This is a genomic window from Burkholderia sp. AU33423, from assembly GCF_002223135.1.
GTDB classification, from domain to species: Bacteria; Pseudomonadota; Gammaproteobacteria; order Burkholderiales; family Burkholderiaceae; genus Burkholderia; species Burkholderia lata_D.
On record NZ_NKFH01000007.1, the window covers coordinates 2,755,769 to 2,781,741 of the forward strand.

21 protein-coding genes are annotated in these 25,973 nt (G+C 66.7%); 11 read left to right on the plus strand and 10 right to left on the minus strand.

What is annotated here, in order from left to right:
• Positions 1-372 precede the first annotated feature (372 nt).
• The 5 genes from CFB50_RS30915 to CFB50_RS30935 are packed head-to-tail and all read left to right on the plus strand — an operon-like array spanning position 373 to position 6,350.
• Entirely contained in the window at positions 373-1,518 is a 1,146-nt protein-coding gene (locus tag CFB50_RS30915; RefSeq protein ID WP_089448300.1) for a DUF2827 domain-containing protein, read from the plus strand.
• 14 nt (positions 1,519-1,532) lie between these two features.
• Positions 1,533-2,687, plus strand: coding sequence for a DUF2827 domain-containing protein (locus CFB50_RS30920; RefSeq protein WP_089448301.1), 1,155 nt, complete (start codon positions 1,533-1,535; stop codon positions 2,685-2,687).
• A gap of 25 nt (positions 2,688-2,712) precedes the next feature.
• Positions 2,713-3,180, plus strand: coding sequence for a DUF4019 domain-containing protein (locus tag CFB50_RS30925; protein ID WP_089448302.1), 468 nt, complete (start codon positions 2,713-2,715; stop codon positions 3,178-3,180).
• 30 nt (positions 3,181-3,210) lie between these two features.
• The gene (locus tag CFB50_RS30930; protein WP_089448303.1) at positions 3,211-4,347 is read left to right on the plus strand and encodes a DUF2827 family protein; all 1,137 of its coding nucleotides are present in this window, start codon (positions 3,211-3,213) and stop codon (positions 4,345-4,347) included.
• A 23-nt stretch (positions 4,348-4,370) separates the two neighbouring features.
• A complete protein-coding gene (locus CFB50_RS30935) occupies positions 4,371-6,350 on the plus strand; it encodes an FkbM family methyltransferase (protein WP_089448304.1) in 1,980 nt (659 codons plus the stop codon).
• A 98-nt stretch (positions 6,351-6,448) separates the two neighbouring features.
• Here the strand turns inward: CFB50_RS30935 and CFB50_RS30940 are convergent, their stop codons facing one another.
• The 9 genes from CFB50_RS30940 to CFB50_RS30980 form a co-directional block, all read right to left on the minus strand.
• A complete protein-coding gene (locus CFB50_RS30940; RefSeq protein ID WP_089448464.1) occupies positions 6,449-6,865 on the minus strand; it encodes a hypothetical protein in 417 nt (138 codons plus the stop codon).
• 92 nt (positions 6,866-6,957) lie between these two features.
• Positions 6,958-7,761 (minus strand): EAL domain-containing protein, encoded by an 804-nt coding sequence (locus CFB50_RS30945; RefSeq protein ID WP_069252463.1) that lies wholly within the window; start codon positions 7,759-7,761, stop codon positions 6,958-6,960.
• A gap of 793 nt (positions 7,762-8,554) precedes the next feature.
• Positions 8,555-9,697, minus strand: coding sequence for a DUF2827 domain-containing protein (locus tag CFB50_RS30950; protein ID WP_069252464.1), 1,143 nt, complete (start codon positions 9,695-9,697; stop codon positions 8,555-8,557).
• Between the two features lie 395 nt (positions 9,698-10,092).
• The gene (locus tag CFB50_RS30955; RefSeq protein ID WP_089448305.1) at positions 10,093-12,207 is read right to left on the minus strand and encodes a phosphocholine-specific phospholipase C; all 2,115 of its coding nucleotides are present in this window, start codon (positions 12,205-12,207) and stop codon (positions 10,093-10,095) included.
• A gap of 42 nt (positions 12,208-12,249) precedes the next feature.
• Entirely contained in the window at positions 12,250-12,453 is a 204-nt protein-coding gene (locus CFB50_RS30960; RefSeq protein ID WP_039339629.1) for a hypothetical protein, read from the minus strand.
• Positions 12,454-12,783: 330 nt separating this feature from the next.
• Positions 12,784-14,781, minus strand: coding sequence for an acetyl/propionyl/methylcrotonyl-CoA carboxylase subunit alpha (locus CFB50_RS30965; RefSeq protein ID WP_089448306.1), 1,998 nt, complete (start codon positions 14,779-14,781; stop codon positions 12,784-12,786).
• A gap of 45 nt (positions 14,782-14,826) precedes the next feature.
• The gene (locus tag CFB50_RS30970) at positions 14,827-15,612 is read right to left on the minus strand and encodes an enoyl-CoA hydratase/isomerase family protein (protein ID WP_034190576.1); all 786 of its coding nucleotides are present in this window, start codon (positions 15,610-15,612) and stop codon (positions 14,827-14,829) included.
• Positions 15,613-15,631: 19 nt separating this feature from the next.
• Complete coding sequence (locus tag CFB50_RS30975) at positions 15,632-17,239, minus strand: carboxyl transferase domain-containing protein (protein ID WP_089448307.1); 1,608 nt, start codon at positions 17,237-17,239, stop codon at positions 15,632-15,634.
• A gap of 31 nt (positions 17,240-17,270) precedes the next feature.
• Entirely contained in the window at positions 17,271-18,452 is a 1,182-nt protein-coding gene (locus CFB50_RS30980; RefSeq protein WP_039339638.1) for an isovaleryl-CoA dehydrogenase, read from the minus strand.
• 170 nt (positions 18,453-18,622) lie between these two features.
• On the opposite strand from CFB50_RS30980, the gene CFB50_RS30985 reads away from it, so the two are divergent.
• The gene (locus tag CFB50_RS30985) at positions 18,623-19,369 is read left to right on the plus strand and encodes a TetR/AcrR family transcriptional regulator (RefSeq protein ID WP_089448308.1); all 747 of its coding nucleotides are present in this window, start codon (positions 18,623-18,625) and stop codon (positions 19,367-19,369) included.
• Between the two features lie 65 nt (positions 19,370-19,434).
• Here CFB50_RS30985 and CFB50_RS30990 read toward each other — a convergent pair whose 3' ends face one another.
• Positions 19,435-19,923: a MarR family winged helix-turn-helix transcriptional regulator gene (locus CFB50_RS30990; protein ID WP_069252472.1), complete on the minus strand. Its 489-nt coding sequence runs from the start codon at positions 19,921-19,923 to the stop codon at positions 19,435-19,437.
• A gap of 201 nt (positions 19,924-20,124) precedes the next feature.
• On the opposite strand from CFB50_RS30990, the gene CFB50_RS30995 reads away from it, so the two are divergent.
• The 5 genes from CFB50_RS30995 to CFB50_RS31015 all read left to right on the plus strand — a co-directional run bounded on the left by CFB50_RS30995 (position 20,125) and on the right by CFB50_RS31015 (position 25,969).
• Positions 20,125-21,204, plus strand: coding sequence for an aromatic ring-hydroxylating dioxygenase subunit alpha (locus CFB50_RS30995; RefSeq protein ID WP_089448309.1), 1,080 nt, complete (start codon positions 20,125-20,127; stop codon positions 21,202-21,204).
• The gene (locus CFB50_RS31000; RefSeq protein WP_089448310.1) at positions 21,201-22,166 is read left to right on the plus strand and encodes a PDR/VanB family oxidoreductase; all 966 of its coding nucleotides are present in this window, start codon (positions 21,201-21,203) and stop codon (positions 22,164-22,166) included. The genes CFB50_RS30995 and CFB50_RS31000 overlap by 4 nt, the downstream gene beginning before the upstream one ends.
• Before the next feature lie 49 nt (positions 22,167-22,215).
• Positions 22,216-23,277 carry a Rieske 2Fe-2S domain-containing protein gene (locus CFB50_RS31005; protein WP_089448311.1) on the plus strand — a complete coding sequence of 354 codons (1,062 nt, stop codon included), beginning with the start codon at positions 22,216-22,218 and terminating at the stop codon, positions 23,275-23,277.
• Positions 23,278-23,428: 151 nt separating this feature from the next.
• Positions 23,429-24,772: an MFS transporter gene (locus CFB50_RS31010; protein ID WP_089448312.1), complete on the plus strand. Its 1,344-nt coding sequence runs from the start codon at positions 23,429-23,431 to the stop codon at positions 24,770-24,772.
• 102 nt (positions 24,773-24,874) lie between these two features.
• A complete protein-coding gene (locus tag CFB50_RS31015; RefSeq protein ID WP_089448313.1) occupies positions 24,875-25,969 on the plus strand; it encodes a porin in 1,095 nt (364 codons plus the stop codon).
• The last annotated feature ends 4 nt before the right edge of the window (positions 25,970-25,973 follow it).

Here is a 25,973-nt window from a genome sequence, read left to right on the forward strand (position 1 = left end):
CCGGCCGGCCGCCAGCGCCGCGCCGGCCCCGCACCCGACCGCCGCCGGACCGCCCGGGCGCCGCTTCGCCGGCGCCCGTTTCCGTTGGCCGGCGGCTATGTCAAAGTTCGTCACGTCCCGCCAAAACCGGTGGTTTCCGTGCCACAATCGCCGCAGACAGTCGCCGGGGCAGCCAGCCCGAATCGCACGCCGTGCCAGGCGTGCGCGACGACACGCCGGAAACCGGCTGCCGCCCTCGCGAACCAGGTCGCCCGATTCGCCCGCCGCGGCGCACCGGCGCACATGCAACCATGACAATCCACGGCGCGCCGCTTCCAGGCCAGACGCTCGACGCGATGCCCGGACGCACGACGCCGCAGAGGAAACCAACCGGTGACGGACATCAATGAAGCCGCCTCGGGCGGCACCCGCAAGCAACGGCCGGCGGTCGGCATCTCGCTGTTTGCACGCGACGGCCAGGCGATCTGGGAAAACGGCATACACCAGAACATCGCGTTCCTCGCGATGATGCTCAAGCGCTCGGATCGTGTCGGCCCCGTCTACTTCCTGAACGGCGGCGACGCCAGCGCGCTGCCGGCCGGCCTCGAACTCGACGGCCTCGACATCCCGCTCGTGAAGCCCTCCGACGTCACGCACGAACTCGACGTCGTGATCGAAATGGGCGCGCAGCTGCCGGTGGAATGGCTCAGGCACATGAAGGCGCTCGGCAAGAAAATCGCCGCGTTCTTCTGCGGGCACGTGTATGCCGGCCTGTGCGAAACCCCGATCTTCGGCAAACCGTCGGGGCACATCTTCAACGGCGCACCGTTCGACGAAGTGTGGCTGCTGCCACAATACGACAAGACGGCCGCACCGATGCTGCAGACCATCCTGCGCGCGCCGGTCCACCTGATGCCGCACATCTGGTCTCCGTACTTCCTCGAGCGCCGCATCGCCGCGCTCGCCGCGGAAGGCGCGACGTTCGGCTATCAGCCCGGCGCCCGCCCATGGCGCCTCGCGATGCTCGAACCGAACATCTCGGTCGCCAAGTCCTGCCACTACCCGATGCTCGCGTGCGACGAGTTCTACCGTGCGCGCCCGGACGCGGTTCAGCACATGTTCGTCGTGAATGCGCTGCACATGAAGGAACATCCGACTTTCGTGCACTTCGCGAACAGCCTCGACCTCGTGCGCCAGCACAAGGCGACCTTCGAGCCGCGCCTCGACCTGCCGGGCTTCATGGCGCGCCACGCGGACGCGGTCGTGTCGCATCACTGGGAAAACGGGCAGAACTACCTGTATTACGACGTGCTGTACGGCGGCTACCCGCTGATCCACAACTCGACGCTGATCGGCGACGCCGGCTACTACTACCCGGACTTCGATTCCGCCGCGGGCGGCCGCGCGCTGCTCGAAGCGTGGCTGCATCACGACGAACGCCTCGACGACTACCGCACGAAGGCCGGCCGGCTGCTGCAGTCGGTCTCGATCGACAACCCCGCGAACCTCGACGCGTTCGTCTCGCGTCTGGTCGCCTGAACCGGAGCATACGCATGTCGGACTCCAATGCCCGTCAAGCGCCCGGCGAGGGCAAGCGTCTCGTCGTCGGCGTGTCGCTGTTCGTGCGCGGCGCCGGCCAGTCGCTGTGGGAAAACGGCATCTTCCAGAACTGCCTGCTGCTGATCCTGCTGCTGCGCCAGTCGCCGCTCGTCGCAGAAGCCGTGATGGTGAACGGCGGCGAACAGGTCGCCGATCCGCAGATGATGCTCGGCGAATGGGACGTGCCGCTGCTGTCGATGGACGAAGCGCTGCAGCGCTGCGACGTACTGATCGAAATGAGCGCCCAGTTCGGCGCCGACTACCTGCGCGCGTTCCGCGAGCGCGGCGGCAAGGTCGTCACGATGCGGGTCGGCAACGACTACGTGATCGACATCGAACGCGCGATGTTCGACAAGCCGTCGGGCTTCCTGTTCTCGGGCGCGCCGTACGACGCCGTGTGGACGATCCCCGAGTTCGAGCGCTCGTGCCTGCACTACTACCAGACGGGCCTGCGCGCGCCCGTCACGATCGTCCCGCACATCTGGCACCCGATGCTGTTCGACAAGGCGCGCGCGACGCTCGGCGCCGGGCTGTCGTTCGGCTATGAGCCCGGCAAGCCGCGCTGGCGCGTGACGATGTTCGAGCCGAACATCTGCATGGTGAAAACGAGCATCATCCCGATGCTGGTGGCCGAGGAAGCGTATCGGGCCAAGCCCGATTTCCTCGAGTTCGTGCGCGTGTGCAACACGCTGCACCTGAAGGAACATGCGACGTTCGTCCACTTCGCGAAGAGCCTCGACATCGTGAACCACGGGATCACGACGTTCGAAAGCCGCTATGCGGTGTACGAGTTCATGGCCGCGTACGGCGATGCGGTGGTATCGCACACGTGGGAAAACGCGCAGAACTACCTGTACTACGAGCTGCTGTACGGCGACTACCCGCTGATCCACAACTCGCCGTTCCTCGGCAAGGCCGGGTATTTCTATCCGGACTTCGACTGCCAGGCCGGCGGCCGCGCGCTGCTGAAGGCGTTCACCGAGCACGACGCGAACCTCGAGGCGTACCGCGAGCAGTCGAAGCACGTGCTCAGCTCCGTCAGCATCTACAACCCCGAGAACGTCGCCGCCTATACGGACGCGATCGCCACCCTCTATCGCGACGCGTGACGCACCGCCCCGTCCGGACTCCGACATGAACGCACGCCCGTCCCTCACCCGAGCAAAATGGCTGATCGGCTGCGCCGTCGCTACGATCGCGATCGGCGCGCACGCGCAATCCGCCGGCGAATCGGCCGACGCGCTGCTCCGCGACTCGGATGCGGTGTTCAAGCAGCTCGATGCCGGCCAGTACGGCGCGGTATGGACCGACGCGGCCCCATTCGTGAAGGCGCGCATCAAGCAGGACCAGTTCGCGGCCGACATGCAGCATGCACGCCAGTCGGTCGGCACGGTCAGCCGTCGCGGCTGGGCGCAGATCACGCGCATCCGCTACACGAATGCGGCGACGACGCCCGACGGGCTTTACGCGAACGTCGACTACACGACCACGCTGACGAGCGGCGCGACCGTCTACGAGAAGCTGAGCTTCCGACTCGAAGATGACGGCCGCTGGCACCTGACGGGCTACGTGCCGCGCCAGTCGCAGAATTTCGCGCAATAAACCGCGCGCCGCGCCTCCACGGAGCATCCGATGAAACTCAATGTCGCGATAACGATGAACGTGCAGCGCGACGCGACGCAGTCGATCTGGTACAACGGCGCGAACCAGCACTGCGTGTTCCTGTACATGCTGCTGAAGCAGTCGCCGCTGATCGGCGAGGTCTGGCTCGCGCACGACGACGGCATCACCGACTATCCGCAAGCGCTGATGATGGACGCGTTCGGCGACGCGCTGCGGCCGCTGTCGGCCGTCGTCCACCAGACCGACCTGCTGATCGAGATGAATGCGTTCATCGATCAGACCCACACGGATGCCGTGCGCCGGCGCGGCGGCAAGTGCGTGTCGTACCGCTTCGGCAACGACTACGTGATCGCGGTCGAGACGATCAACTTCGAGAAGAATCAGTGGCGGCCGAACCCGAACCGCGTGCAGTTCGACGAGATCTGGACCAACCCGCAGCACATGCACACGTGCGCGGCGTATTTCCAGGCTGTCTATCGCGCGCCGGTGATCGAGCTGCCGCACATCTGGTCGCCGTATTTCATCGAACGCAGCCTCGACGCCGATCCTGAACTGAAAGCGCGCTTCGGCTATCGCAACCACGGCACCGCGAAGCGCATCGCGTTCTTCGAACCGAACCTGAATGTCGTGAAGAGCTCGATCGTGCCGATGCTCGCCGCGAACGCGTGCTACGTCGAGCATCCGGAGCTCGTCGAGCACGTGTTCATGACCAACACGTTCGACAAGAAGGAAAACGTCACCTTCAAGCATCTCGCGCTCGGGCTCGAGATGGTGCGCGACGGCAAGGCAACCGCCGACGTGCGCGCGCCGTTCGTCGCGTGGGCCGCGCACCACACCGACATCGTCGTGTCCCATCACTGGGAAAACGGCCTCAACTACCTGCTGTATGACGCGCTGTACGGCAACTACCCGCTCGTGCACAACTCGCCGTTCCTGCGCGACGTCGGCTACTACTACCCGGACTTCGAGATCTTCGATGCGGCGCGTGCGATCGCGACCGCCGCGCAGACGCACGACGGGCGGCTCGACGACTACGCGGCCGCGGCCCGCCGCTGCCTGCACCAGGTCGACACGCTCGCCGAGCACAACGTCCACGCATATTCCGCGCAGATCCGGCAGCTGTTCGACGGCCGCGCGCTCGGCTGACCTCCTTCGCACACGCCCCGCCCATGAATCAGACCGTCCGCAATTTCGTCGTGATCGATTCGATCCACGGCCCGTTCGTCATCAACCGGCACTGCGCGTTTCAGGCCGAAGCGCTGATCAAGACCGGCCGGCCGCACATCCAGGACGAGCTCGACACGATCCTGCACGTGATCGACCAGTTGCCGGACGATGCGATCGCGGTGGACGGCGGCGCAAATGCGGGGCTCGTGTGCGTGCCGATCGCGCACCGGCTGCGGGCGCGCGGCGGCCGCGTGTATGCGTTCGAGCCGCAGCGCACGCTGTTCCATGCGCTCGGCGGCACCGTCGCGCTCAACCAGCTCGACAACGTCCATCTGCTGAACATGGGGCTCGCCGGCGTCAACGGGACGATGAAGGTGCCCGACGTCGACTACGGACAGGAGGCCGACTTCGGCCAGATTTCGCTCGTCGACGGGCAAGCCGACGGCGGCACGCCGACACCCGTCGTGCGGCTCGACTCGCTCGGGCTGCCTCGGCTGGATTTCCTGAAGCTCGACATCGAAGGGATGGAGATCGACGCGCTGCGCGGCGCGCGCCGGCTGATCGAGACGCACCTGCCGTGGTGCTGGATCGAATACTGGAAAGTCGGCGAGGCGCCGATCATCGCCACCTTCGCCGGCCTCGACTACACGTTCTACCGGATCGACGGCCTGAACATGCTGTGTGTGCCGAACCCGCGCTGGGACCGGCAGAAGCTGATCATCTCGGGCGAACCGCTCGCCGTCACGTCGAAGGCGGAAGACGATGCGGCGCTCCCGGCAGCGACAGCGGCAGCCGCCGACGCCGAGGCGCCGGAAACGAACTGGAATCTCGCACTCGACCACGAGTCACGCGGCGAATGGGGCCATGCAATCGAGCGCTGGCAGCGTGCGCGCGGCCGCGGGCTCGACGACGATGCGATCGCGCTGCAGCTCGCGTCGTGCTACGGCTTCGCCGGCGCACCCGAAGCCGGGCTCGAAGCGCTCGAACGCTTCGGCGATCCTGCCGCCCTGCCCGACGCGACGCGTGGGCGCATCGAACTCGCGCGCTCGGCGCTGCTGCTGCGCGCCGGCCGGCGCGACGAGGCCGCCCGCGCCACCATCGCCAGCGAAAACGTGCTGACGGCCGCCCAGTTCGGGCTGCCGACGGAGCGGCTCTACCAGGGCCAGCCGCTGCACGGCAAACGGCTGCTCGTGCTCAGCTACGGCGGCGTCGGCGACCAGCTCCAGTACGCGCGCTACCTGCCTGCGCTCGGCGCACTCGGCTGCACGAGCGTGACCGTTGTCGTGCCGGACGCGCTGACGGGCCTGCTGCGTCACACGTTCCCGCACATCGAATTCGTCGGCGCACATGGCGCATGGGTCGACACGTCGCCGCTCGCGCACGACTACTGGTGTTCGTTCCTGATGCTCGCCGCGCAGTTCGGCTACGCGCCGGCGCCCGCAGGCTCGGCGGCCGCCTACCTGTCGTGCCCGCCCGAGCGCGCGGCCGCGTGGCGCGAGCGCGTGTCGCGCGACGGCCATCCCGCCGGCACGCGCCGCATGGGGCTCAACTGGCGCGGTCGCGACGAAAGCGACGCGCGCTTCCATCGCGCGGCCAGCCTGCGCGACTTCGCGCCGCTGACGCGGATGCATGGCCACGCCGCGTACTGCATCAACCGCGACCTGTCCGCGCAGTCCGAGCAATCGGACCTGCCGGTGACGTTTCCGCATCACGCGATCGGCGACTTCAGCGACCTGGCGGGGCTGATGCTGGCGCTGGATGCCGTGGTGACCACCTGCACCGCGCACATCCACCTCGCCGGCGCGCTCGGCGTGCCGGCCGTGCTGCTGCTCAGCCCGAAAGCCGACGCGCGCTGGGAAACCGGCTCGCGCACCGCGCTCTATCCGGGCATCCGGATCGTGCGCGCCGCGCGCGTCGGCCAATGGGACGACGCGGTCGACCGCGCGATGGCGCTCGTGCTCGGCGGATTCGGGAAGGATTGATCGACGGGATGCGGATCGCGGCCGCGGCGTGCGGACGATGTCGACGCGGGGCGCGCGTCTCGCGCTGCGCCAGGGCCCGGGACTGGCGTGAACGGGCGCTAGACTAGCACCCGATCGCCGCTCTGCGCGGCGAACGTGCGGCCGTGCCGCCGCCCCATCCGCGCGAGCACCGCGAAGCAATGCGCCACCGGCCGGCTGGCGCCGCCGGATTGCTTGACGAGGCCGTCGGATACGCCGCGCGCGATGGCCGAATCGTCGCCGCACGCACCCGCGATGACAGCCGCGTAATAGTGCCGCGCCGCCAGCTCGCGGCCGCTGGCGTCGAGCGGCTTCATTCGCTGAATGCGGCGCGCAATGGCTGTCAGGCCGTCGAGATAGGGCGCGACGTCGATCGTCACATCGGTCGATTCGGCGCCCAGTTGCCACAGCATGTCGGCCAGCTCGGTGATCGCGACGAGGTCGCGCACACCGGCCGCCTGCGTGCCCGTTCCGCCTCCGGCCTTCGTCCCTGCCATGCTCAGCCCCTTTGCGATTCGTCCCGGCCACGCGCCGATCACGCCCGACATCGGCGCGCATCATGCACGCCACCTCGCCCGTTCCCGCGTCGTCACGCGGCGGCCGGCGACCGCCACGAAAAACGGATGCCCTGCGCCCAGGCGACGCCGGCATCCACGATGATCTGCCGGTCGCCCTCGCTCTCCACGCCTTCGACGACGACGTGTCGCGCACCTTCATGCGCGAACGCGATCAGCCGGCGGAACTGGTAACGCCCGATCGCGTTGCGCTTGATCATCGACAGGATCGACCGGTCGAGCTTCACGATGTCGGGATTGCCGACCACCAGGTTGTTCAATGCGCTGAAGCCGACACCGAAATCGTCGATCGCGATGCGGCACCCGGCCTGCTGGAAGCGGTTCACGAACGATCGCCCCGCGACGGGATTCAGCGGCCCCGTCTCCGTGATCTCGACCACCAGGCGCGCCGCGACCGACGGCTCGCGCTCGAGCCGCCTGAAGATGGCCAGCCACGCGTCGTCGACCACCGCGCTCGCCGCCGCCACGTTGCAGCCGTAGACGGCAGCCGGATCGGCACGCAGCGCGTCGATCGTCCGGCCGACCACGAGCCGGTCGAACCACCGCATCAGCCCGAGCGCCTCGAGGCGCGGCAGGAACGCGACCGGCGGCAGCGCATCGCGCTCACCCCACCGCAATCGCGCCAGGCATTCCTGGTACAGCACACCACCCGACAGGTCGGCCCGGCACACGGGCTCTTGTGCGAACCCGAGCCGGCTTTCCACGAAACTGCGTACCGACGCAAGGTCGGGATGATCGTCGGGGGTGCCGAACACGAGATCGATTTCGTCACGATTCGCTTCCCGATTCGCCTCCTGGCGAGCTTCGACCGCATTCATCCGGCGCTCCGGCAAATGGCGAGCCGCCGATCGCGGCTCGACCTCAAGAAACATGCGGAGCAAGCCGACCATGACGCGCTCCGCCGCCTACCCGGCCTATCCTGTTATGTCGATCTTTTCCGGGGGCGTACTTTTCGCTTCGGCGCGCCGTCAAATTCGATATTTTTCAACGATATTCAGTTACTGGAAATACACCATGTGTGCACGATACCGAATGTGCGACAGGTCACATTAACGCAAATTACGGAACCCCCGACCCAGATACTGTTTATTCGTCGCACCTAAACAACCCGATCCGACTCGATTTCCTCGCAATTTACGGATCTCGGAAATCAGGAAATTATCAATTAATCAGATAAATACCGGCCCGGAAAGTCTTGTGTCTTCGCCCGCTGCCAAGCGCGCCTAGGTGGCCGGCCACCCGGTTTTTCCAGGGTCGAAAATCGGCCGCCGCACGTCATTCGATCGTCGCAGCATTCAATTTTATTGTTTCAAACGAATTATTGAATTTCCAACCTGGAATCCAGCCACATTGAATCAATAATACCAATTTAATTCATATGACGATTATCGATCGGACCATTTTTAACAATCTTAAATACTTGTTAACCTATAAAATGATTTTTGACGGACTTCCCTCGGAGCCGTCAAATTCGTGCCTTCAAAAACCGTCGAACCGATCGGGTTCGGCGGTTTCTTTTTTAACGGCATCCATTCGTCAGACATGAGGGCGGGACAATCCCGATGGCGGGATTCGGCGCGACGGTGTGTGCGTCGCGCGAAAAATCGTGCCTTACGCGGCCGATGCGCCGACCAGGTTCGCGAGCAGCGCGTCGTATTCGGCGACGAGTGCGGGATTGGCCGACGTATAGCGGCCGAGGATCTCGCGCTGGCGCCGCGTGTACGCTTCCCAGTCGTCATCGTGCGTATGCAGCGCGCGCAGCAGCGCATCGGCGCCCTGCTGCACGTCGTTGTCCGGATAGTAGTAGCCGAGATCGGGCGCGAGGCTCGCGTTGTGCACGAGCGGATAGCCCTGCCAGCACACGTCGAAATAGAAATAGTTGAGCGGGTTCGACCATTGGTGCGACACGACGATATCGGTCAGGTCGGCCAGGAACAGCGGCGTATCGAAGCGCCCGACGAAGCTCGCCTTGCCCGCGCGCACGATGTCGAGGTAGTTCATCAGCATCACGAACTCGGGGCTGTCGTGTGCGAGGCGGTCGGCATTCGTCACGTGCGTGAAGCAGATCGCGTCGGGATCGCGGCGATACGCTTCGTCGATGATCAGCATTGGATACACGCAGAACTTCACCACGTCGTGGTTCGGCTCCATCACCGTCAGCCGCTTGCCGGGCTCGCTGCGCGGCCGGTATTCACCGTGCTCGGGCAGCGGCGCGGCGCGCGCACTCAGGAACATCGGATCCCACACGAACGGCACGACGCGCCCCGGGCAGCGGCGCAGCGACTGCAGGAACGGCAGCGACGAGGGCGCGATCTGCGGAATCGCCCACACCTCGTCGTAGCCGCGGTTGATGAACAGCGAATCCCACAGCCGGCGGCCGAACAACATCGACTCCATCACGTTGATGTACTCGACACCGCAGCAGTAGCTGACGAGCTTCGCGCCGCGCGCCTTCAGGTAGGCCGTCTGCTCGCCGTTGACCTGGCCGCCCAGCTCGATCACCACGTCGAGCGAATCCTTCATGTCGTCGAACGCGCGCGTGTCGAATACGTTGCGATCCCACGGCAGCGCGTCCGTGAGCGGCACATCGGTGGTGTTGACCAGCGTGACGCGGTAGCCGTGCGGCGACGCCATCAGCAGCTTCGCGAGAAACAACGCGTTCTGCTTGATGCCGTTGATCCACAGGCTTTCGTCGGGGGCACGCAGTCCGATCGTGATACCGATGCGCAGGCCGTTCAGGGCAGGGGACGTCATCGTCGGCAGGATGGAAGATTGGATGGGGATGGAATGGACGCAGTGTAGCGCGCGATGCGCCGCCCGCGTCAAGCGGCGCTCGCCGGCGGCAAGCCGGCATTCTAGCGGAGCGCCGGCCGCATACTGTCAGGGATGGTCAGCACGCGGAATGCAAAAATGCGCCAGCCGGTCAACCTGACGCTCCATGACACCCGGTACATGGAAAAACTCGATGGCGACCAATTTGCGGTATTTCGCCCGATCTGATTTCACGCGCGTGATGCGATCCGACCTCGACGCATCCTGCTTGCACGACGAATGAAAAAGGCGCCTCACGGCGCCTTTTTCACGATTGACGGCACATTCGCGGTGCCGGAAGCCGGACGCGGCCCCGCGAAGGCACGCACGGGCTACGGTCAGATCGCCGTAATCGTCGGCGCGACGGCGGCCGGGTCGGTGAGGCTGGGCTTGCCGGTTTCGACGTGCCCCGCGATCCGGCGCGTCCACCCGGCATTCCCCGCCACCGTGAACTGCAGGTCGTACCAGTGGCTGCTGCACGACAGATCCCAGTGCGCCTCGACGCGCTGCCCGGCCGGCACCGTCAGCGTGCGCGGTGCGCCGCCGTACGCGACATCGGTGGCCGTGACCGTGAGCGTGCCGGTACCCGCGTTGGCGATCGTCACGTACACGTCGCCGTTGGCCGTGTCGTAGCAGGGCGTGATTTCAGGCTTCGCGCCGGCATCGGCCGCGGCCGAACCCGCGAAGCGCCGGAAATAACCGTTCGGCCCCCACACGCTCACCAGGTAGTTGCCGTTCGCGTCGAGCGCCCACGTATCGGTCAGCTGCTTGCCCGCTTCGACCGTATAGCGGCGCGGCATCGCGGTCGCGTCCCCCGTATAGACCCAGAAGTGCGCGCCTTGCGTGCCGGTATTCGCGAACGTCAGCGCGTAGCCCTGCGCCTGAAGCTGGCCGGTCACGTGCAGTTCGTATGGCAGCGCGCGCGCCGGCCGCGTGCCGGGTTCCTGCGCGGTCACGACCTGCTGCGCGGTGCTGGCCGGCGCAGTCTGCGACGACGCCCGCGAGCATTGCAGATCCGCCTGCGCGACATACGCCTGCGTGCTCGGCAGGGTCGGCAGCGTCGCATCCGATTTCGAGAAGTCGAGCGCCGACGTCAGGTCGCCGCAGATCGCGCGGCGCCACGGCGAGATGTTCGTTTCCATCACGCCGAAGCGCTTCTCGATGAATTGCAGCACCGACGTGTGATCGAACACCTGCGAGCAGACGAAGCCGCCCTTCGACCACGGCGAGACCACGAACATCGGCACGCGCGGCCCGAGGCCGTACGGCAGGTTGTCGGCCGTGTACGTGCCGGTCTGGGTCGAGGTCACGACGTTGTGCCGCTCGAGCGACACATCCACGGTGCTCATGCCGGAGCCCGGCAACGTCGGCGCCGACGGCGGCACGACGTGATCGAAGAAGCCGTCGTTCTCGTCGTACATGATGAGCAGGACGGTCTTGCTCCATACCTCCGGATTCGACGTCAGCGCATCGAGAATCGTCGACAGGTAGTACGCGCCGTAGAGCGGCGTGAACTTCGGATGCTCGGAATACGCGGCCGGCGGCAGCAGCCACGACACCTGTGGCAACGCGTTCGCCTGCACGTCGGCCTTCAGTTGCGTGATCGGGCGCGTGCTCATCCCGCGCGTCTGCAGCGACGAACCGGCCGGCGCGTTCACGAAGTTGTTGAAGCACGCGAGCATGTTCGTGCCGTAGTTGCCGGTGAAGTTGTCGAACCCGGTGCCCTGCTGATAGATCTGCCACGAGATGCCGGCCTTTTCGAGCCGTTCCGGGTAGGTCGTCCAGTTGAAAGGCGGCAGCTTGATCTTGTCGAACTGGTTGTCGATGTAGTCGGTGTTGTCGAGCAGCGGGCCGCCGCCCGTGCCGAGCGGGTCGACCATGCCCGTCATCAGGTACATGCGGTTCGGGTGCGTGTTGCCCGGAATCGAGCAGAAGTAGTTGTCGCACACGGTGAACGCATCCGCGAGCGCGTAATGGAACGGGATGTCGTCGCGGACGTGGTAGCCCATCGTCATGTTCGACTTCTGCACCGCCCACTGGTCCGCGCGGCCGTTGTCGATCGCGCCGTGCGTCGTCGCCCACGTATGCGGCAGGCCGCCAATACATTGCGCGTTGACGCCCGGGTTGGTCGTGTCGTAGCGGAACGGCGCGATCACGCTCGACGTGTCTTCCTGGCGCGGCTGGAACCACACCGGCTTGCCGTTCGGCAGCGTGACCGGGAAGCGGTCGTTGTAGCCGCGCACGCCGCTCAGGTGGCCGAGGTAGTGGTCGAACGAGCGGTTCTCCTGCATGAACACGACGATGTGCTGCACATCCTGGATCGTGCCCGTCACGGTGTTCGGCTCGATCGCCAGCGCCTTGCGGATCGATTCCGGCAGCAGTGCGGTGGCGGCGGTCGCACCGGCGAGGCCGGCGGAGAACTTCAGAAAGTCGCGTCGCGAATGGGTGGCCATGCTGGTTGCTCTTGATTGGATTTCTGGTGGAAACGGCCGGGATCAGGAAGCGGGCGAGGAGGCAGGTGCGGTGAAACCGGGCGGGCAGTGCATCTGCGCGGTGGCGACCACGCCGCCGCCGCAGGCGGCCTTCTGCTGCGCGACGGGTGCGGCGGGTGCGGTCACGTCGTCGTTGCAGGCGCCGAGGAGTGCGGTCAGCGCGATCAGACCAGCGACCGCGAAGGGCCGTAGGGCCGAGTTTCGCATAACGTCTCTCCGTGGATGTGATGACGTGACACAGGCGCGGGTGCGCACCGGTCATATCGACGGCGAGATGCTAATTTCGACGTGTTACACGATGGTGTCGTGTGGCGGGAGAAAATCGGTGTGCACGCGGGCAGAAACACGCATGGTGCGGAATGTGCGGCATGGCATGTCATCCAAGCCAGCGAGTGCGTAATTCAATCGAAAGCTTCGTGCTGCTGCCGCTTGTCGATGGGGTCAAGGCGGTGCTGTCGCAACCGCGTGCCTGCGATGGATCGCGACGCGGTTTGCGCGGGCCGGCAGCCGCCGGCCCGTGTACGACGAAAGCGCTGCTTAGCCTTCCGCCATCATCAGCAACTGCGCGCCATCCGACACCTGGTCGCCGACGCCGAACAACACTTCCGCGACCACGCCCGCGCTCGGCGCGCCGATCGTGTGCTCCATTTTCATCGCTTCCATCACGATCAGCGGCGTGCCGGCTTCGACCTTCTGGCCGGGCTCGACCAGCACCGCGATCACCTTGCCGGGCATCGGCGCGGTCAGGCGGCCACCGCCCTGCTCCGCGTCACCTGCATGCGCGAGCAGGTTGCGCCATTCGAACGTCTCCGCCGTGCCCTGCGTGAACACGTGGAAGTGGTCGCCGTCCGCATACACGCGGCCGCTGCTGCGCACACCGCCGAGCGTCACGTCGAAATCGAGCGGCGTGGCGCCACGCGTCCACGCGAACGGCTGCGCGGCGGCGTCGCCAATCGCGAGGCGCGTACCCGCGCCGTCGTCCTCGTACGTGACCGTCACGTCCGCTTCGCGTTCGGCCGCGTGCCATTCGAGCGTGCGGCGATAGCGGCCGTTCAGCCGCCAGTCCGGCAGCGCGCCCCACGGCGACGAACCCGGTGCGGTCGCGCCGCGTTCGCGCGCGAGCAGCGCCGCGCATGCGAGCGCAAGCATCGCGCGCGGCGGCTCCTGCGGCGCGAACAGCGCGTCGTGGTTGCGCTCGATCAGGCCCGTGTCGAGATCGGCCGTCGCGAACGGTGCGCACGCAACGATCCGCTGCAGGAACGCGGCGTTCGTGTGCAGGCCGACCACTTCACAGGCACGCAATGCGCGCAGCATCAGGCTCAGCGCTTCCGCACGATCCGCGCCATGGACGATCAGCTTCGCGATCATCGGATCGTAGAACGGCGTGATCGCATCGCCTTCGCGCACGCCGCTGTCGACGCGCGCCGATGCGCCGATCGCGAACTCGACGCCGGCCGGCAGCCGCAGGTGCTTCAGCGTGCCCGTCGACGGCAGGAAGCCGCGCGCCGGGTTCTCCGCATACAGGCGCGCCTCGAGTGCATGCCCCTGCACGCGCAGTTCGTCCTGCTTCAGCGGCAGCGGTTCGCCCGATGCGACGCGCAGTTGCCATTCGACGAGATCGAGCCCCGTGACCATCTCGGTCACCGGGTGCTCGACCTGCAGGCGCGTGTTCATTTCCATGAAGTAGAACGCTTCGCCCGTCATGATGAATTCGACGGTGCCCGCGCCGACATAGCCGACCGCGCGCGCCGCCGCGACGGCCGCCTCACCCATCGCCTGGCGCACGTCGTCGTGCAAACCGGGCGCCGGTGCTTCCTCGAGCACCTTCTGGTGACGGCGCTGCACCGAACAGTCGCGGTCGAACAGGTACACGGTATTGCCGTGCGTGTCGCCGAACACCTGCACCTCGACGTGGCGCGGGCGTGTCAGGTATTTCTCGATCAGCACGCGATCGTTGCCGAAACTGCTCGCGGCTTCACGCTGGCACGATGCGAGCGCCGCCGGGAAATCGTCGGAGCGCTCGACCACGCGCATCCCCTTGCCGCCGCCGCCCGCGCTCGCCTTCAGCAGCACCGGATAGCCGATCGCGTCGGCTTCACGATGCAGGTTGGACGCGTCCTGGTCGTCACCGTGATAGCCGGGCACGAGCGGCACGGCCGCCGCGTGCATCAGCGCCTTCGCGGCGGCCTTCGACCCCATCGCCGCGATCGCGTCGACCGGCGGCCCGATGAAGACGATGCCGGCCGCTTCGCACGCATGCGCGAAATCTTCGTTCTCCGACAGAAAGCCGTAGCCGGGGTGGATCGCCTGCGCGCCGGTGGCGCGCGCGGCTTCGATGATGCGCTCGATGCGCAGGTAGCTGTCCGCGGCGGCCGAGCCGCCGATGTGCACGGCTTCGTCGCATGCGGCCACGTGTTTCGCGTTCGCGTCCGCGTCGGAATAGACGGCAACGCTCGCGATCCCGAGACGTTTGCACGTCGCGGCGACGCGGCACGCGATTTCGCCGCGGTTGGCGATCAGAATCTTGTCGAACATGGCTTCGGTGTCGTCCGGAAAGAGGGGGTCACGCGCGCTGCGCGATCATTCACGCCACGACGGCGTGCGCTTTTCGAGGAAGGACGCAATCCCTTCGCGCGCTTCCGCGCCGGCGCGGGTGCGCGCGATCCAGTCGGCGGTCTGCTCGATCAGCGTCGCGTCGAGCGGCCGGCCAGCGACGTCGGCGACGAGCCGCTTGCACGCCTTCACCGCGTCGGGGCCGTTCGCGACGAGCGTCGCGGCCAGCTTCGCGACGGTTTCGTCGAGCGCATCGGCCGGCACCGCGTCGTGAATGAAGCCGAGCGACGCCGCACGCGCGCTGTCGAACACCTCGGCCGTCGTGAAGTAGCGGCGCGCCGCGCGCTCGCCCATCGCGCGCACCACGTACGGCGCGATCGTCGCGGGGATCAGCCCGAGCCGCGCTTCCGACAGGCAGAACTTCACGCCGTCGGCGGCGATCGCGATGTCGGCCGCCGCGACGAGCCCCACGCCGCCCGCATACGCGTCGCCGTGCACGCGCGCGATCACCGGCTTGCCGCAGCGATGGATCGCCTCGAGCATCCGCGCGAGCTTGCGTGCATCGGCACGGTTCTCGTCGTCCGAGTAACCGGCCATCTTCTTCATCCAGTTCAGATCCGCGCCCGCGCAGAACGCCGCGCCTTCCGCGGCAAGCACGATCGCGCGCACGCCTTCGTGCGCGTCGAGCCATTCGAACGCGGTCGTCAGCTCGGCGATCGTCGTCTCGTTGAACGCGTTGCGCACGTCGGGACGCGCGAGCGTGACAGTCGCCACGCGGCCGGCTTCGCTTACCTTGATCGTTTCGTATCGCATCGTTCAGCCCTCCCGGCCGTTACATGCGGAACACGCCGAAGCGTGTGTCTTCGATCGGCGCGTTCATCGACGCGGCGAGGCCGAGGCCCAGCACGTCGCGCGTCTGCGCGGGGTCGATCACGCCGTCGTCCCACAACCGTGCGCTCGCGTAATACGGATGGCCCTGGCGCTCGTACTGGTCGCGGATCGGCTGCTTGAACGCATCCTCTTCCTCGGCCGACCACGAACCGCCCTTCGCCTCGATGCCGTCGCGACGCACCGTCGCGAGCACCGACGCAGCCTGCTCGCCGCCCATCACCGAAATACGCGCGTTCGGCCACATCCACAGGAAGCGCGGGCCGAATGCGCGACCGCACATCCCGTAGTTGCCGGCGCCGAACGAGCCGCCGATGATCACCGTGAACTTCGGCACCTTCGCGTTCGACACGGCCGTCACCATCTTCGCGCCGTGCCGCGCGATGCCTTCGTTCTCGTACTTGCGCCCGACCATGAAGCCCGTGATGTTCTGCAGGAACACGAGCGGAATCTTGCGCTGGCAGCACAGCTCGATGAAATGCGCGCCCTTCACGGCCGATTCGGAGAACAGGATGCCGTTGTTCGCGACGATCCCGACCGGGTGGCCCCAGATGTGCGCGAAGCCCGTGACGAGCGTCGTGCCGTAGCGCGCCTTGAATTCGTCGAACTCGGAATCGTCGACGATGCGCGCGATCACCTCGCGCACGTCGAACGGCTTGCGCGTATCGACCGGAATCACGCCGTACAGGCTCTTCGCGTCGTAGCGCGGCGGCTTCGGCTCGCGCAGCGCGACCGGCGACGCGATCTTCGGCGCGAGGTGACTGACGATGTTGCGCGCGATCGACAGCGCATGCGCGTCGTTCTGCGCGAGATGGTCGGCCACGCCCGACAGGCGCGTATGCACGTCGCCGCCGCCGAGATCCTCGGCGCTCACTTCCTCGCCGGTCGCGGCCTTCACGAGCGGCGGCCCGCCGAGGAAAATCGTGCCCTGCTCCTTCACGATGATCGACTCGTCGCTCATCGCGGGCACGTACGCGCCGCCCGCCGTGCACGAGCCCATCACGACGGCGATCTGCGCGATCCCCGCCGCCGACATCGTCGCCTGGTTGAAGAAGATGCGGCCGAAGTGGTCGCGATCGGGAAACACGTCGTCCTGGTTCGGCAGGTTCGCGCCGCCCGAATCGACGAGGTACACGCACGGCAGCCGGTTTTCCGCGGCGATTTCCTGCGCGCGCACGTGCTTCTTCACGGTGACCGGGTAGTAGGTGCCGCCCTTGACCGTCGCGTCGTTGCACACGATCACGCATTCGCGGCCGGCAATCCGGCCGATCCCGGTGATGACACCCGCGCCCGGCGCGTCGTCGTTGTACATGCCGTTCGCCGCGAGCTGCGAGAACTCGAGGAACGGCGCACCGGGATCGAGCAGTTGCGCGATGCGGTCGCGCGGCAGCAGCTTGCCGCGCGACAGGTGCTTGTCGCGCGCGGCCTGGCCGCCACCCTGCGCGAGCTGTTCGATCTTCGCGCGCAGGTCGGCGACGACCGCCTCGAGCGCGGCGGCATTCGCGCGGAAGTCTTCCGAGCGCGGATTCAGTTTCGATTCGATGATCGGCATCGACGGGGCTCCGTTCGCGTGACGTGGGGCGTTACATCGTTTCCGCGAACAGCTCGCGGCCGATCAGCATCCGGCGGATCTCGCTCGTGCCGGCGCCGATCTCGTACAGCTTCGCATCGCGCCACAGGCGCCCGACCGGGTATTCGTTGATGTAGCCGTTGCCGCCGAGGATCTGGATCGCCTCGCCGGCCATCCACGTCGCCTTCTCGGCGGTGTAGAGGATTACGCCCGCGCAGTCCTTGCGCACCTGGCGGATGTGGTCGCTGCCGGCCGAGTCGAGATGACGGCCGACCGCGTACAGGTACGCACGGCAGGCCTGGAACGTGGTGTACATGTCGGCGACCTTGCCCTGGATCAGCTGGAATTCGCCGATCGCCTGGCCGAACTGCTTGCGGTCGTGGATGTACGGCACCACCGCGTCGAGGCACGCGGCCATGATGCCCGTCGGGCCGCCCGACAGCACCGCGCGTTCGTAGTCGAGGCCGCTCATCAGCACCTTCACGCCGCCGTTGAGCTGGCCGAGGATGTTCTCCTCCGGCACCTCGACGTCCTGGAACACCAGCTCGCCCGTGTGCGAGCCACGCATGCCGAGCTTGTCGAGCTTCTGCGCGACCGAGAAGCCCTTCATCCCCTTCTCGACGATGAACGCGGTGATGCCGCGCGAGTTGGCTTCGACGTCCGTCTTCGCGTAGACGACGAGCGTGTCGCAATCGGGGCCGTTGGTGATCCACATCTTCGTGCCGTTCAGCACGTAGCGATCGCCGCGCTTGTCGGCGCGCAGCTTCATGCTGACGACGTCGGAGCCGGCGTTCGGCTCGCTCATCGCGAGCGCGCCGATGTGTTCGCCCGACACGAGCTTCGGCAGGTATTTCTGCTTTTGCGCTTCCGTGCCGTTGCGGTGGATCTGGTTCACGCACAGGTTCGAGTGCGCGCCGTACGACAGGCCGATCGACGCCGATGCGCGCGAGATCTCTTCCATCGCGACCATGTGCGCGGTGTAGCCCATGTTCGCGCCGCCGTATTCCTCGGCCACCGTCATGCCGAGCACGCCGAGATCGCCGAACTTCTTCCACAGATCCATCGGAAACTGGTCGGTGCGGTCGACCTCGGCCGCGCGCGGCGTGATTTCCTTCGCCGCGAACGTCGCGACGGCGTCGCGCAGCATCTCGATGTCTTCACCGAGCATGAATTGCACACCGGGCAGGTTGATCATGTCTCCTCCGTCTCCAGAAAGTGTGTGGCACTCACCGATTTCTGAGTTTCGCTCAGATCGAATGAATGCGTAGATTCATTGACCAATACAGCGTAAATTTTGCACAGTTTCGCGCCTCGTCGGGTTCGGCGTCAATAGTTTTTTGAGTGACACTCAGATATCATGCCGGGATGACAGCCGCTACCGCCGACACCATGACCGCCACCGTCAAAGCCGACCGCGCCGACACGTCGCGCGTGCCCGCCGGGCGCAAATCCCAGCAACGCGTGCAGGACATTCTGCGCGCCGGCCGGGAAGTGTTCGCCGAAAAAGGTTACGAGCATGCGACGGCCGCCGAGATCGCGCAGCGCGTGGGCGTGTCGGAGGCGACGGTGTTCAGCTATTTCCGCGGCAAGCGCGAGCTGTGTGCGCGCGTCATCGCGGATTGGTACGACGAAAACATCGCCGCATTCGAGGAAGGGATGCCGCAGGACGCATCGGTGCAGCAGCAGTTCGCGTTCATCGTGCGCACCCACCTGCGGCTGATGCTGGTGAACGGCACGGGCCTGTGCGCGCTGGTGCTGTCGGAAGGCCGCGCGAAGCAGCATGCGCTGAGCGACGAGCTCACCGCGCTGCAGCGCCGCTACACCGCGCCGCTGATGGACGTGCTCGCGCGCGGCCAGGCGGCCGGGCAAGTGCGTACCGACCTGCCGCTGAGCCTGCTGCGCTCGATGGTGTTCGGGCCGATCGAGCACGTGCTGTGGGATGCGATCCTCGGGCACCGCAAGCTCGATGCGGAAACGACGGCCACGCAGCTCGTCGACATGCTGTGGGCGGCCGTGCAGCCGCCGGCGCCGGAACAGGCGGCGCTCGTGCGCTTCAGGAACGAAGTGGCGGAAGCCGTGCGGCGGCTGGAAGGCGAAAGCACGCGCGGGTGACGCGCGGCGGGCAGCGCGCCCGCCGCCTCATCGCCGCTTCCCCGCCGCCGCGGGGTTCGGGGGCGCTACGACTCGTCGCTGACGCGCAGCGGCGCGCGGCTCTGCTCGTTGTTCAAATGGACGAACTTGCGCAACAGGCGCATCAGTTCCTGCGAATCGTCCTCTCCCATTCCGTCGAACAGGCCGGCCCGCAGTTCCTTCACCGACGGAATCAGGTGCGTGAGCAGTTCGACGCCCGCCGGCGTCAGCAGCAAGCGGCGCTGCCGCCGCGGCAGCACTTCGCGCACGATCAGTCCTTTCGCTTCGAGCCGGACCGCGAGATCGGCGGTGGTCGACGTATCGAGCGCCACCCGCTGCGCGAGCGTCACCTGGTCGAGCCCCGGGCACTCGTACAGCATCCGCAGGACCGCGTACTGCACCGGCGTCACGTCCCGGCCCAGCTTCTCGTAGAACATCGCCACCGCGATCTGGTGTGCGCGCCGGATCAGGTGCCCGGGTTCGTCGTACAGATCGAGCGGGAAAACCGGCAGGTCGGCGGGATTCGTTTTTTCCATGAATGAGTCGATGACATAAGCGGCGCATGCCGGTTGCACGCGCCGACGGCATGGCGCTGCGTCGCGCCATTTCCCGGGAAAACCAGTATACCGCCCGCCTTGCTCGAGCCAATCTCAATGAGTACACTGAATCTCATTCAGTACACGGAATGAAGATCGGGCCGCCTCCCCGGCGGCACCGCCCCGAAGGAGACAAGGAACATGTTTCTCAAGAACGCGTGGTACGTGGCGTGCACGCCCGATGACATCGACGGCAAGCCGCTGGGCCGCAAGATCTGCAACGAGTCGATGGTGTTTTACCGCGCGGCGGATGGCCAGATCGCCGCGCTCGAAGACTTCTGCCCGCACCGCGGCGCGCCGCTGTCGCTGGGATTCGTGCGCGACGGCGTACTCGTGTGCGGCTATCACGGGCTGGAAATGGGCTGCAACGGCAAGGCGACCGGCATGCCGGGCCAGCGTGTCGGCGGCTTCCCGCCGATTCGCAGTTTCCCGGTGGTGGAGCGATACGGATTCATCTGGGTCTGGCCGGGCGATGCGTCGGCAGCCGATCCCGCGAAACTGCCCGCGCTGGCGTGGGCGGAAGACCCGGCCTGGGCCCACGGCGGCGGCCTGTATCACATCCGCTGCGACTACCGGCTGATGATCGACAACCTGATGGACCTCACGCACGAGACCTACGTGCATGCGACGAGCATCGGCCAGAAGGAAATTGACGAAGCGCCGCCGAAAACCACCAGCCACGGCGACGAAGTCGTCACGAGCCGCTTCATGGAGAACGTGATGCCGCCGCCGTTCTGGCAGATGGCGCTGCGCGGCAACGGGCTGGCCGACGACGTGCCGGTCGACCGCTGGCAGATCTGCCGCTTCACGCCGCCGAGCCACGTGATGATCGAAGTGGGCGTCGCGCACGCGGGCCACGGCGGCTACGACGCGCCGGCCGAATGGAAGGCATCGTCGATCGTGGTCGATTTCATCACGCCCGAGACGGACACCTCGATCTGGTACTTCTGGGGAATGGCGCGCAACTTCCGGCCCGACGATCACGCACTGACCGCCGAGATCCGCGAAGGCCAGGGCAAGATCTTCGCCGAGGATCTCGAGATGCTCGAGCGCCAGCAGCTCAACCTCGAGAAATGGCCGGACCGCCAACTGCTAAAACTCAACATCGACGCCGGCGGCGTGCTGTCGCGCAAGGTGATCGAGCGGCTGCTCGCTGACGAGAACACGTCGAGCCCGCAGCGGCCCGTGATTCCGGTCGCGCAGATCAAGGAGGCGTCATGAGCGCCGCGACGCTGACGGTCCGGGTGGCCCGCAAGTGGCAGGAAGCACGTGACATCTGCGGCTTCGAATTCGTCAGCGCTGACGGTTCGCCGCTGCCGCGCTTCGACGCCGGCGCTCATATCGACGTGCATCTGCCGGGCGGCCTCGTGCGCCAGTATTCGCTGTGCAACCACCCGGAGCACGGCGACCGCTATCAGATCGCCGTGCTGCGCGATGCCGACGGCCGCGGCGGGTCGCGCGCCATTCACGATGCCGTCCGGCAAGGCGATACCGTGCGGATCGGCGTGCCGCGCAATCAGTTTCCGCTCGCCCCCGACGCGCCGCACCACCTGCTGCTCGCAGGCGGGATCGGCGTCACGCCGATCCTCAGCATGGCGGAACGGTTGTACTCGTCCGGCAGCGCGTTCGACATGCATTACTGCGCGCGCTCGACCGACCGCATGGCCTTCGTCGAACGGATCAACGCGGCCGGGTTCCATGATCGCGCCCGCTTCCACGTCGACGACGGCGCGCCCGAGCAACGCTTCGACCTGGCCGCCGTGCTCGCCGCGGCGCCCGAAGGCACGCACCTGTACGTATGCGGGCCGCGCGGCTTCATGGATGCGGTGTTGAACGCCGCGCGCGAGCGCAACTGGGCGGAAGCGCGACTGCACTACGAGTTCTTCGGCGGCGTGGTTGCACCGTCCGGCGCGGATCGCGCGTTCCAGGTCCGGATCGCGAGCAGCGGCCAGGTGATCGACGTGCCGGCCGAATGCACGGTCATCGCGGCGCTGGCGGCAAACGGCGTCGACGTGCTGACGTCGTGCGAGCAAGGCGTGTGCGGCACGTGCTTGACACGCGTGCTGCAAGGCGAGCCCGATCACCGCGATGCGTATCTGACCGACGAGGAAAAAGCCGCCGGCGACCAGTTCATGCCCTGCTGCTCGCGAGCACGAACCGACCTGCTGGTACTCGATCTGTAGACGGACACGCCCGACCCGAGGCGGCCCACCACAATACTGGAGACGATCAATGGAGCAACCTGCCCGTCCATCAATCAAGACTGCTAAATTCCCCGTCGACCGATGGTGGGTCGCCGCGCTGTCATCCGAACTGACGGATAAACCCGTCGCCCGCACGCTGCTCGGCCATCCGGTCGTCCTGTTCCGGTTGCCGTCCGGGGAAGTCGGTGCGCTCGAGGATCGCTGCTGCCACAAGTCGCTGCCGCTGTCGTGCGGCTCGCTCGAAGCGCGCGGCCTGCGCTGCGGCTATCACGGCCTGCTGTTCGACCGCGGCGGTGCATGCGTGGAGATTCCCGGGCAGGACCGGATTCCGGCGAAGGCGTGCGTGTCGTCGTATCCGGTGCAGGAGCAGGACGCGATCGTGTGGATCTGGATCGGCGCCGACGCGCACGCTCAACCGACCTGCGCGCCGCCCCGCTACGCGTTCCATACGGATCCGCAATACCGGTTCGGCGGCGGCCATTACCATTACGACGCGCCGTATCAACTGATTCACGACAACCTGATGGACCTGAGCCACCTCGGCTATGTCCATCTGAAAACGATCGGCGGCAACGCGCCGCTGCACATGGGCGCGGAAACCCGCGTCAGCAGCGACGGCGACACGGTGACACTGGTTCGCCGGATGCCGGATTCCGACCCGCCGCCGACCTACACCGCCGCATGGCCGTTCGCGGCCCGCGTCGATCGCTGGCAGGAAATCGAGTTCCACGTGTCGCACATCCGGATCTGGACCGGTGCGATCGACGCCGGCACCGGCGACCTGTGCGATCCGGCACGCGGCGGCCTTCATATGCGCGGCTTCCACGGCATCACGCCCGAAACGGAAACGACGACGCACTACTTCTGGACCGTCGCGACCAATCCGCAACACGATGTCGAGCGCGTCGCGCAAACGGTCATCGAGCAGTCCGCGGCGACGTTCGACGAGGACAAGACCGTGATCGAAGCGCAATACCGGAATCAGCTGCGGTTCCCGGACGGCCGACAGATCGACATTCATGGCGACGCGGGCCCCAATCGCGCGCGGCGCGTGATCGAACGGCTGCTGCTGCAACCCGAACCCGCGTAAGCATCGTGCCGGCGCACTAGCGGGGCCTGCCGGCCGCGGCGGGTGTTCCCCGGGGATGCCCGTCAGCCGGCGCATTCGCTTTCGTCCCATCCATTGCCGCCGGCCTCCATTCCATTTGATTAGTCATACTACTTTATGAAGGATCTTTGACGTGAGCGCAAATATCCGCAATACGATCGACGAATCCCCGATGAGCGCGTTCCAGACGATGGCGGTCACGGCCTGCGTCGTGCTGAACATGCTCGATGGCTTCGATGTGCTGGCCATCGCGTTTGCCGCGCCGCACCTGGCGGCCGAATGGAAACTGAGCGGCAAGGAAATCGGCCTGCTGCTGAGCGCAGGCCTGGCCGGCATGGGCATCGGCTCGGTGCTGATCGCGCCGCTGGCCGACCGCGTCGGCCGCCGCCGCATCATCCTGCTCTGCCTCGCCGTGATCTCGACTGGGATGCTCGCCTGCGCGGCCACGCATAGCACGCTGCAGCTCGCCGTCACGCGTGCTTACACGGGGCTCGGCATCGGCGGCATGCTGGCGAGCCTGACCGTCATCAGCGGCGAGTACGCATCGAACAAATGGCGCAGCGCCGCGATCGGCATGCAGTCGACCGGCTACGCGATCGGCGCCACCGCCGGCGGCGTCATCGCCGGCTACCTGCTGTCGACGTGGGGATGGCGCAGCGTGTTCGCGTTCGGCGGCGTCCTGACCTTGCTGTCGATCCCGATGGTGCTCGCGCTGCTGCCGGAATCGCTCGATTTCCTGCTGGCGAGGCGGCCGGACCACGCGCTGCAGAAAATCAACCGCATCCTCGCGAGAATGAAGCGCGCACCGATCGACTCGCTGCCGGCCGCGGCCTCGTCCATCGGCACGGCAGGCCCCGCGTCGAGCTGGACGGCCGTGCTGCGCGCACCGCTCGCGCGCCGCACGATCGCGTTGTGGATCGCGTTCTTCCTCGTGATGGGCAGCTTCTATTTCGTCGTGAGCTGGACGCCGAAGCTGCTGGTCCAGGCCGGGCTGTCGGCATCGCAAGGCGTCACCGGCGGCGTACTGCTCAACCTCGGCGGCATTGCGGGCGCCTCACTCTTCAGCCTGCTGTCGACGCGCTTCGCCCTTCGCAACCTGTTGGGCGCGACCCTGCTGCTCGGCGGTGCGCTGATGGTCGTGTTCGGCGCGAACACGGGCTCGCTCGGCATCGGGATGACCGTCGCGGTATGCCTCGGCGCGGTGATCAATGCGTGCGTGGCCGGCATGTACGCGCTGTCGCCGACGCCGTATCCCGCCGAAATCCGCACGACCGGCATCGGTCTCGCGGTCGGCATCGGCCGCCTCGGCGCGATCCTGTCGCCGATGACGGTCGGTGCGCTGCTGGACGACGGCTGGTCCGTGTCCCATCTCTATCTCGCGTTCCTCGTGCCGATGGCCGGCGCGGCAATCGCCGTCGTCATGGCGGGCTCGCGTGCCGCGGCGCCGCGCCGGCAACGCGACCCGGCGATCTCGTAACACGCGACGCCAGCAGTCCTGCCGATACCCGTCGGCACCCCAGATACATCCGGGTCACCATAAAAATCGATAAGCATAGCTACATACTGTTTGGAGACAGTCATGAAAAGGAAACCGGGCGTCGCACTCGCGACGGCAATGGCGCTGGCCGGACCGGCCTGCGCGCAAAGCAGCGTCACGCTGTACGGGATCATCGATACCGGCGTGTCCTACTACAACAACGCCGCGCACGGCGGATCGTTCACGGGCATGCCGACGCTGACCGGCGAGGTGCCGTCACGGTGGGGGCTGAGAGGCACGGAGGATCTCGGCGGCGGCTACCAGGCCTTCTTCGTGCTCGAAAACGGCTTCCAGCCCGGCACCGGCGCACTGAACTACGGCGGGCGCCTGTTCGGGCGACAGGCGAACGTTGGCGTGAACGGTCCGTTCGGCGCGCTGACCCTCGGCCGCCAGATGAACATGTCGATGATCGTGCTGACCAATGCCGACGTGATCGGCCCGTCGATTCACTCGATGGCGGATTTCGATTCCTATCTGCCGAACGCGCGCAGCGACAATGCGATCGGCTACAAGGGTACGTTCCACGGCGTGACGCTCGGCGCCACCTACAGCTTCGGTCGCGACGCGGCCGGGCCGGCAGGGCCGTCGGCGACGGGCTGTGCCGGACAGGTGCCCGGTGACCTCGTCGCCTGCCGCCAGTACACGGCGATGCTCGCGTATGACGCGAGCAACTTCGGGCTCGCCGCGTCGCACGACGTGATGCGCGGCGGCGGCGGCGCGCTCGCCCCGCTGAACAATCCGGCGTACACCGACACGCGCGACATCGTCGCCGGCTACGTGAAGATCGGCCCCGCGAAACTCGGCGCCGGATGGATCCGCCGCAACCTCGCGGCAGCCGAACACCTGCAGGCCGATATCGTGTTCGCCGGCGGCACGTACTATGCGACGCCCTACCTTGCGCTCGACCTTCAGGGCGTACGCTACCTGCAGCGCCGCGAAAACAGCGAAGGCGGCACGAATGCCACGCTGCTCGTCGGCCGCGCGAACTATTTCCTGTCGAAGCGGACGACCGTCTATACGTCGGCGGGCTACATGTTCAACAGCAAGCTGGCTGCGAACGCGGTCGCTGCCGGCGGGACGGTCGGGACCGGGATGAACCAGCTCGGCGTGATGGCCGGCATCCAGCAGAAGTTCTGAACGC

Coding starts and splice junctions, on each gene's coding strand:
- CFB50_RS30980 (WP_039339638.1), bottom strand. CDS start 18,452: ATGATCAACCTGCCCGGTGTGCAATTCATGCTCGGTGAAGACATCGAG.
- CFB50_RS30985 (WP_089448308.1), top strand. CDS start 18,623: ATGACAGCCGCTACCGCCGACACCATGACCGCCACCGTCAAAGCCGAC.
- CFB50_RS30965 (WP_089448306.1), bottom strand. CDS start 14,781: ATGTTCGACAAGATTCTGATCGCCAACCGCGGCGAAATCGCGTGCCGC.
- CFB50_RS30990 (WP_069252472.1), bottom strand. CDS start 19,923: ATGGAAAAAACGAATCCCGCCGACCTGCCGGTTTTCCCGCTCGATCTG.
- CFB50_RS30920 (WP_089448301.1), top strand. CDS start 1,533: ATGTCGGACTCCAATGCCCGTCAAGCGCCCGGCGAGGGCAAGCGTCTC.
- CFB50_RS30975 (WP_089448307.1), bottom strand. CDS start 17,239: ATGCCGATCATCGAATCGAAACTGAATCCGCGCTCGGAAGACTTCCGC.
- CFB50_RS30960 (WP_039339629.1), bottom strand. CDS start 12,453: ATGCGAAACTCGGCCCTACGGCCCTTCGCGGTCGCTGGTCTGATCGCG.
- CFB50_RS30935 (WP_089448304.1), top strand. CDS start 4,371: ATGAATCAGACCGTCCGCAATTTCGTCGTGATCGATTCGATCCACGGC.
- CFB50_RS31005 (WP_089448311.1), top strand. CDS start 22,216: ATGGAGCAACCTGCCCGTCCATCAATCAAGACTGCTAAATTCCCCGTC.
- CFB50_RS30970 (WP_034190576.1), bottom strand. CDS start 15,612: ATGCGATACGAAACGATCAAGGTAAGCGAAGCCGGCCGCGTGGCGACT.
- CFB50_RS30930 (WP_089448303.1), top strand. CDS start 3,211: ATGAAACTCAATGTCGCGATAACGATGAACGTGCAGCGCGACGCGACG.
- CFB50_RS31000 (WP_089448310.1), top strand. CDS start 21,201: ATGAGCGCCGCGACGCTGACGGTCCGGGTGGCCCGCAAGTGGCAGGAA.
- CFB50_RS30940 (WP_089448464.1), bottom strand. CDS start 6,865: ATGGCAGGGACGAAGGCCGGAGGCGGAACGGGCACGCAGGCGGCCGGT.
- CFB50_RS30995 (WP_089448309.1), top strand. CDS start 20,125: ATGTTTCTCAAGAACGCGTGGTACGTGGCGTGCACGCCCGATGACATC.
- CFB50_RS30925 (WP_089448302.1), top strand. CDS start 2,713: ATGAACGCACGCCCGTCCCTCACCCGAGCAAAATGGCTGATCGGCTGC.
- CFB50_RS30955 (WP_089448305.1), bottom strand. CDS start 12,207: ATGGCCACCCATTCGCGACGCGACTTTCTGAAGTTCTCCGCCGGCCTC.
- CFB50_RS30945 (WP_069252463.1), bottom strand. CDS start 7,761: ATGAATGCGGTCGAAGCTCGCCAGGAGGCGAATCGGGAAGCGAATCGT.
- CFB50_RS30950 (WP_069252464.1), bottom strand. CDS start 9,697: ATGACGTCCCCTGCCCTGAACGGCCTGCGCATCGGTATCACGATCGGA.
- CFB50_RS31015 (WP_089448313.1), top strand. CDS start 24,875: ATGAAAAGGAAACCGGGCGTCGCACTCGCGACGGCAATGGCGCTGGCC.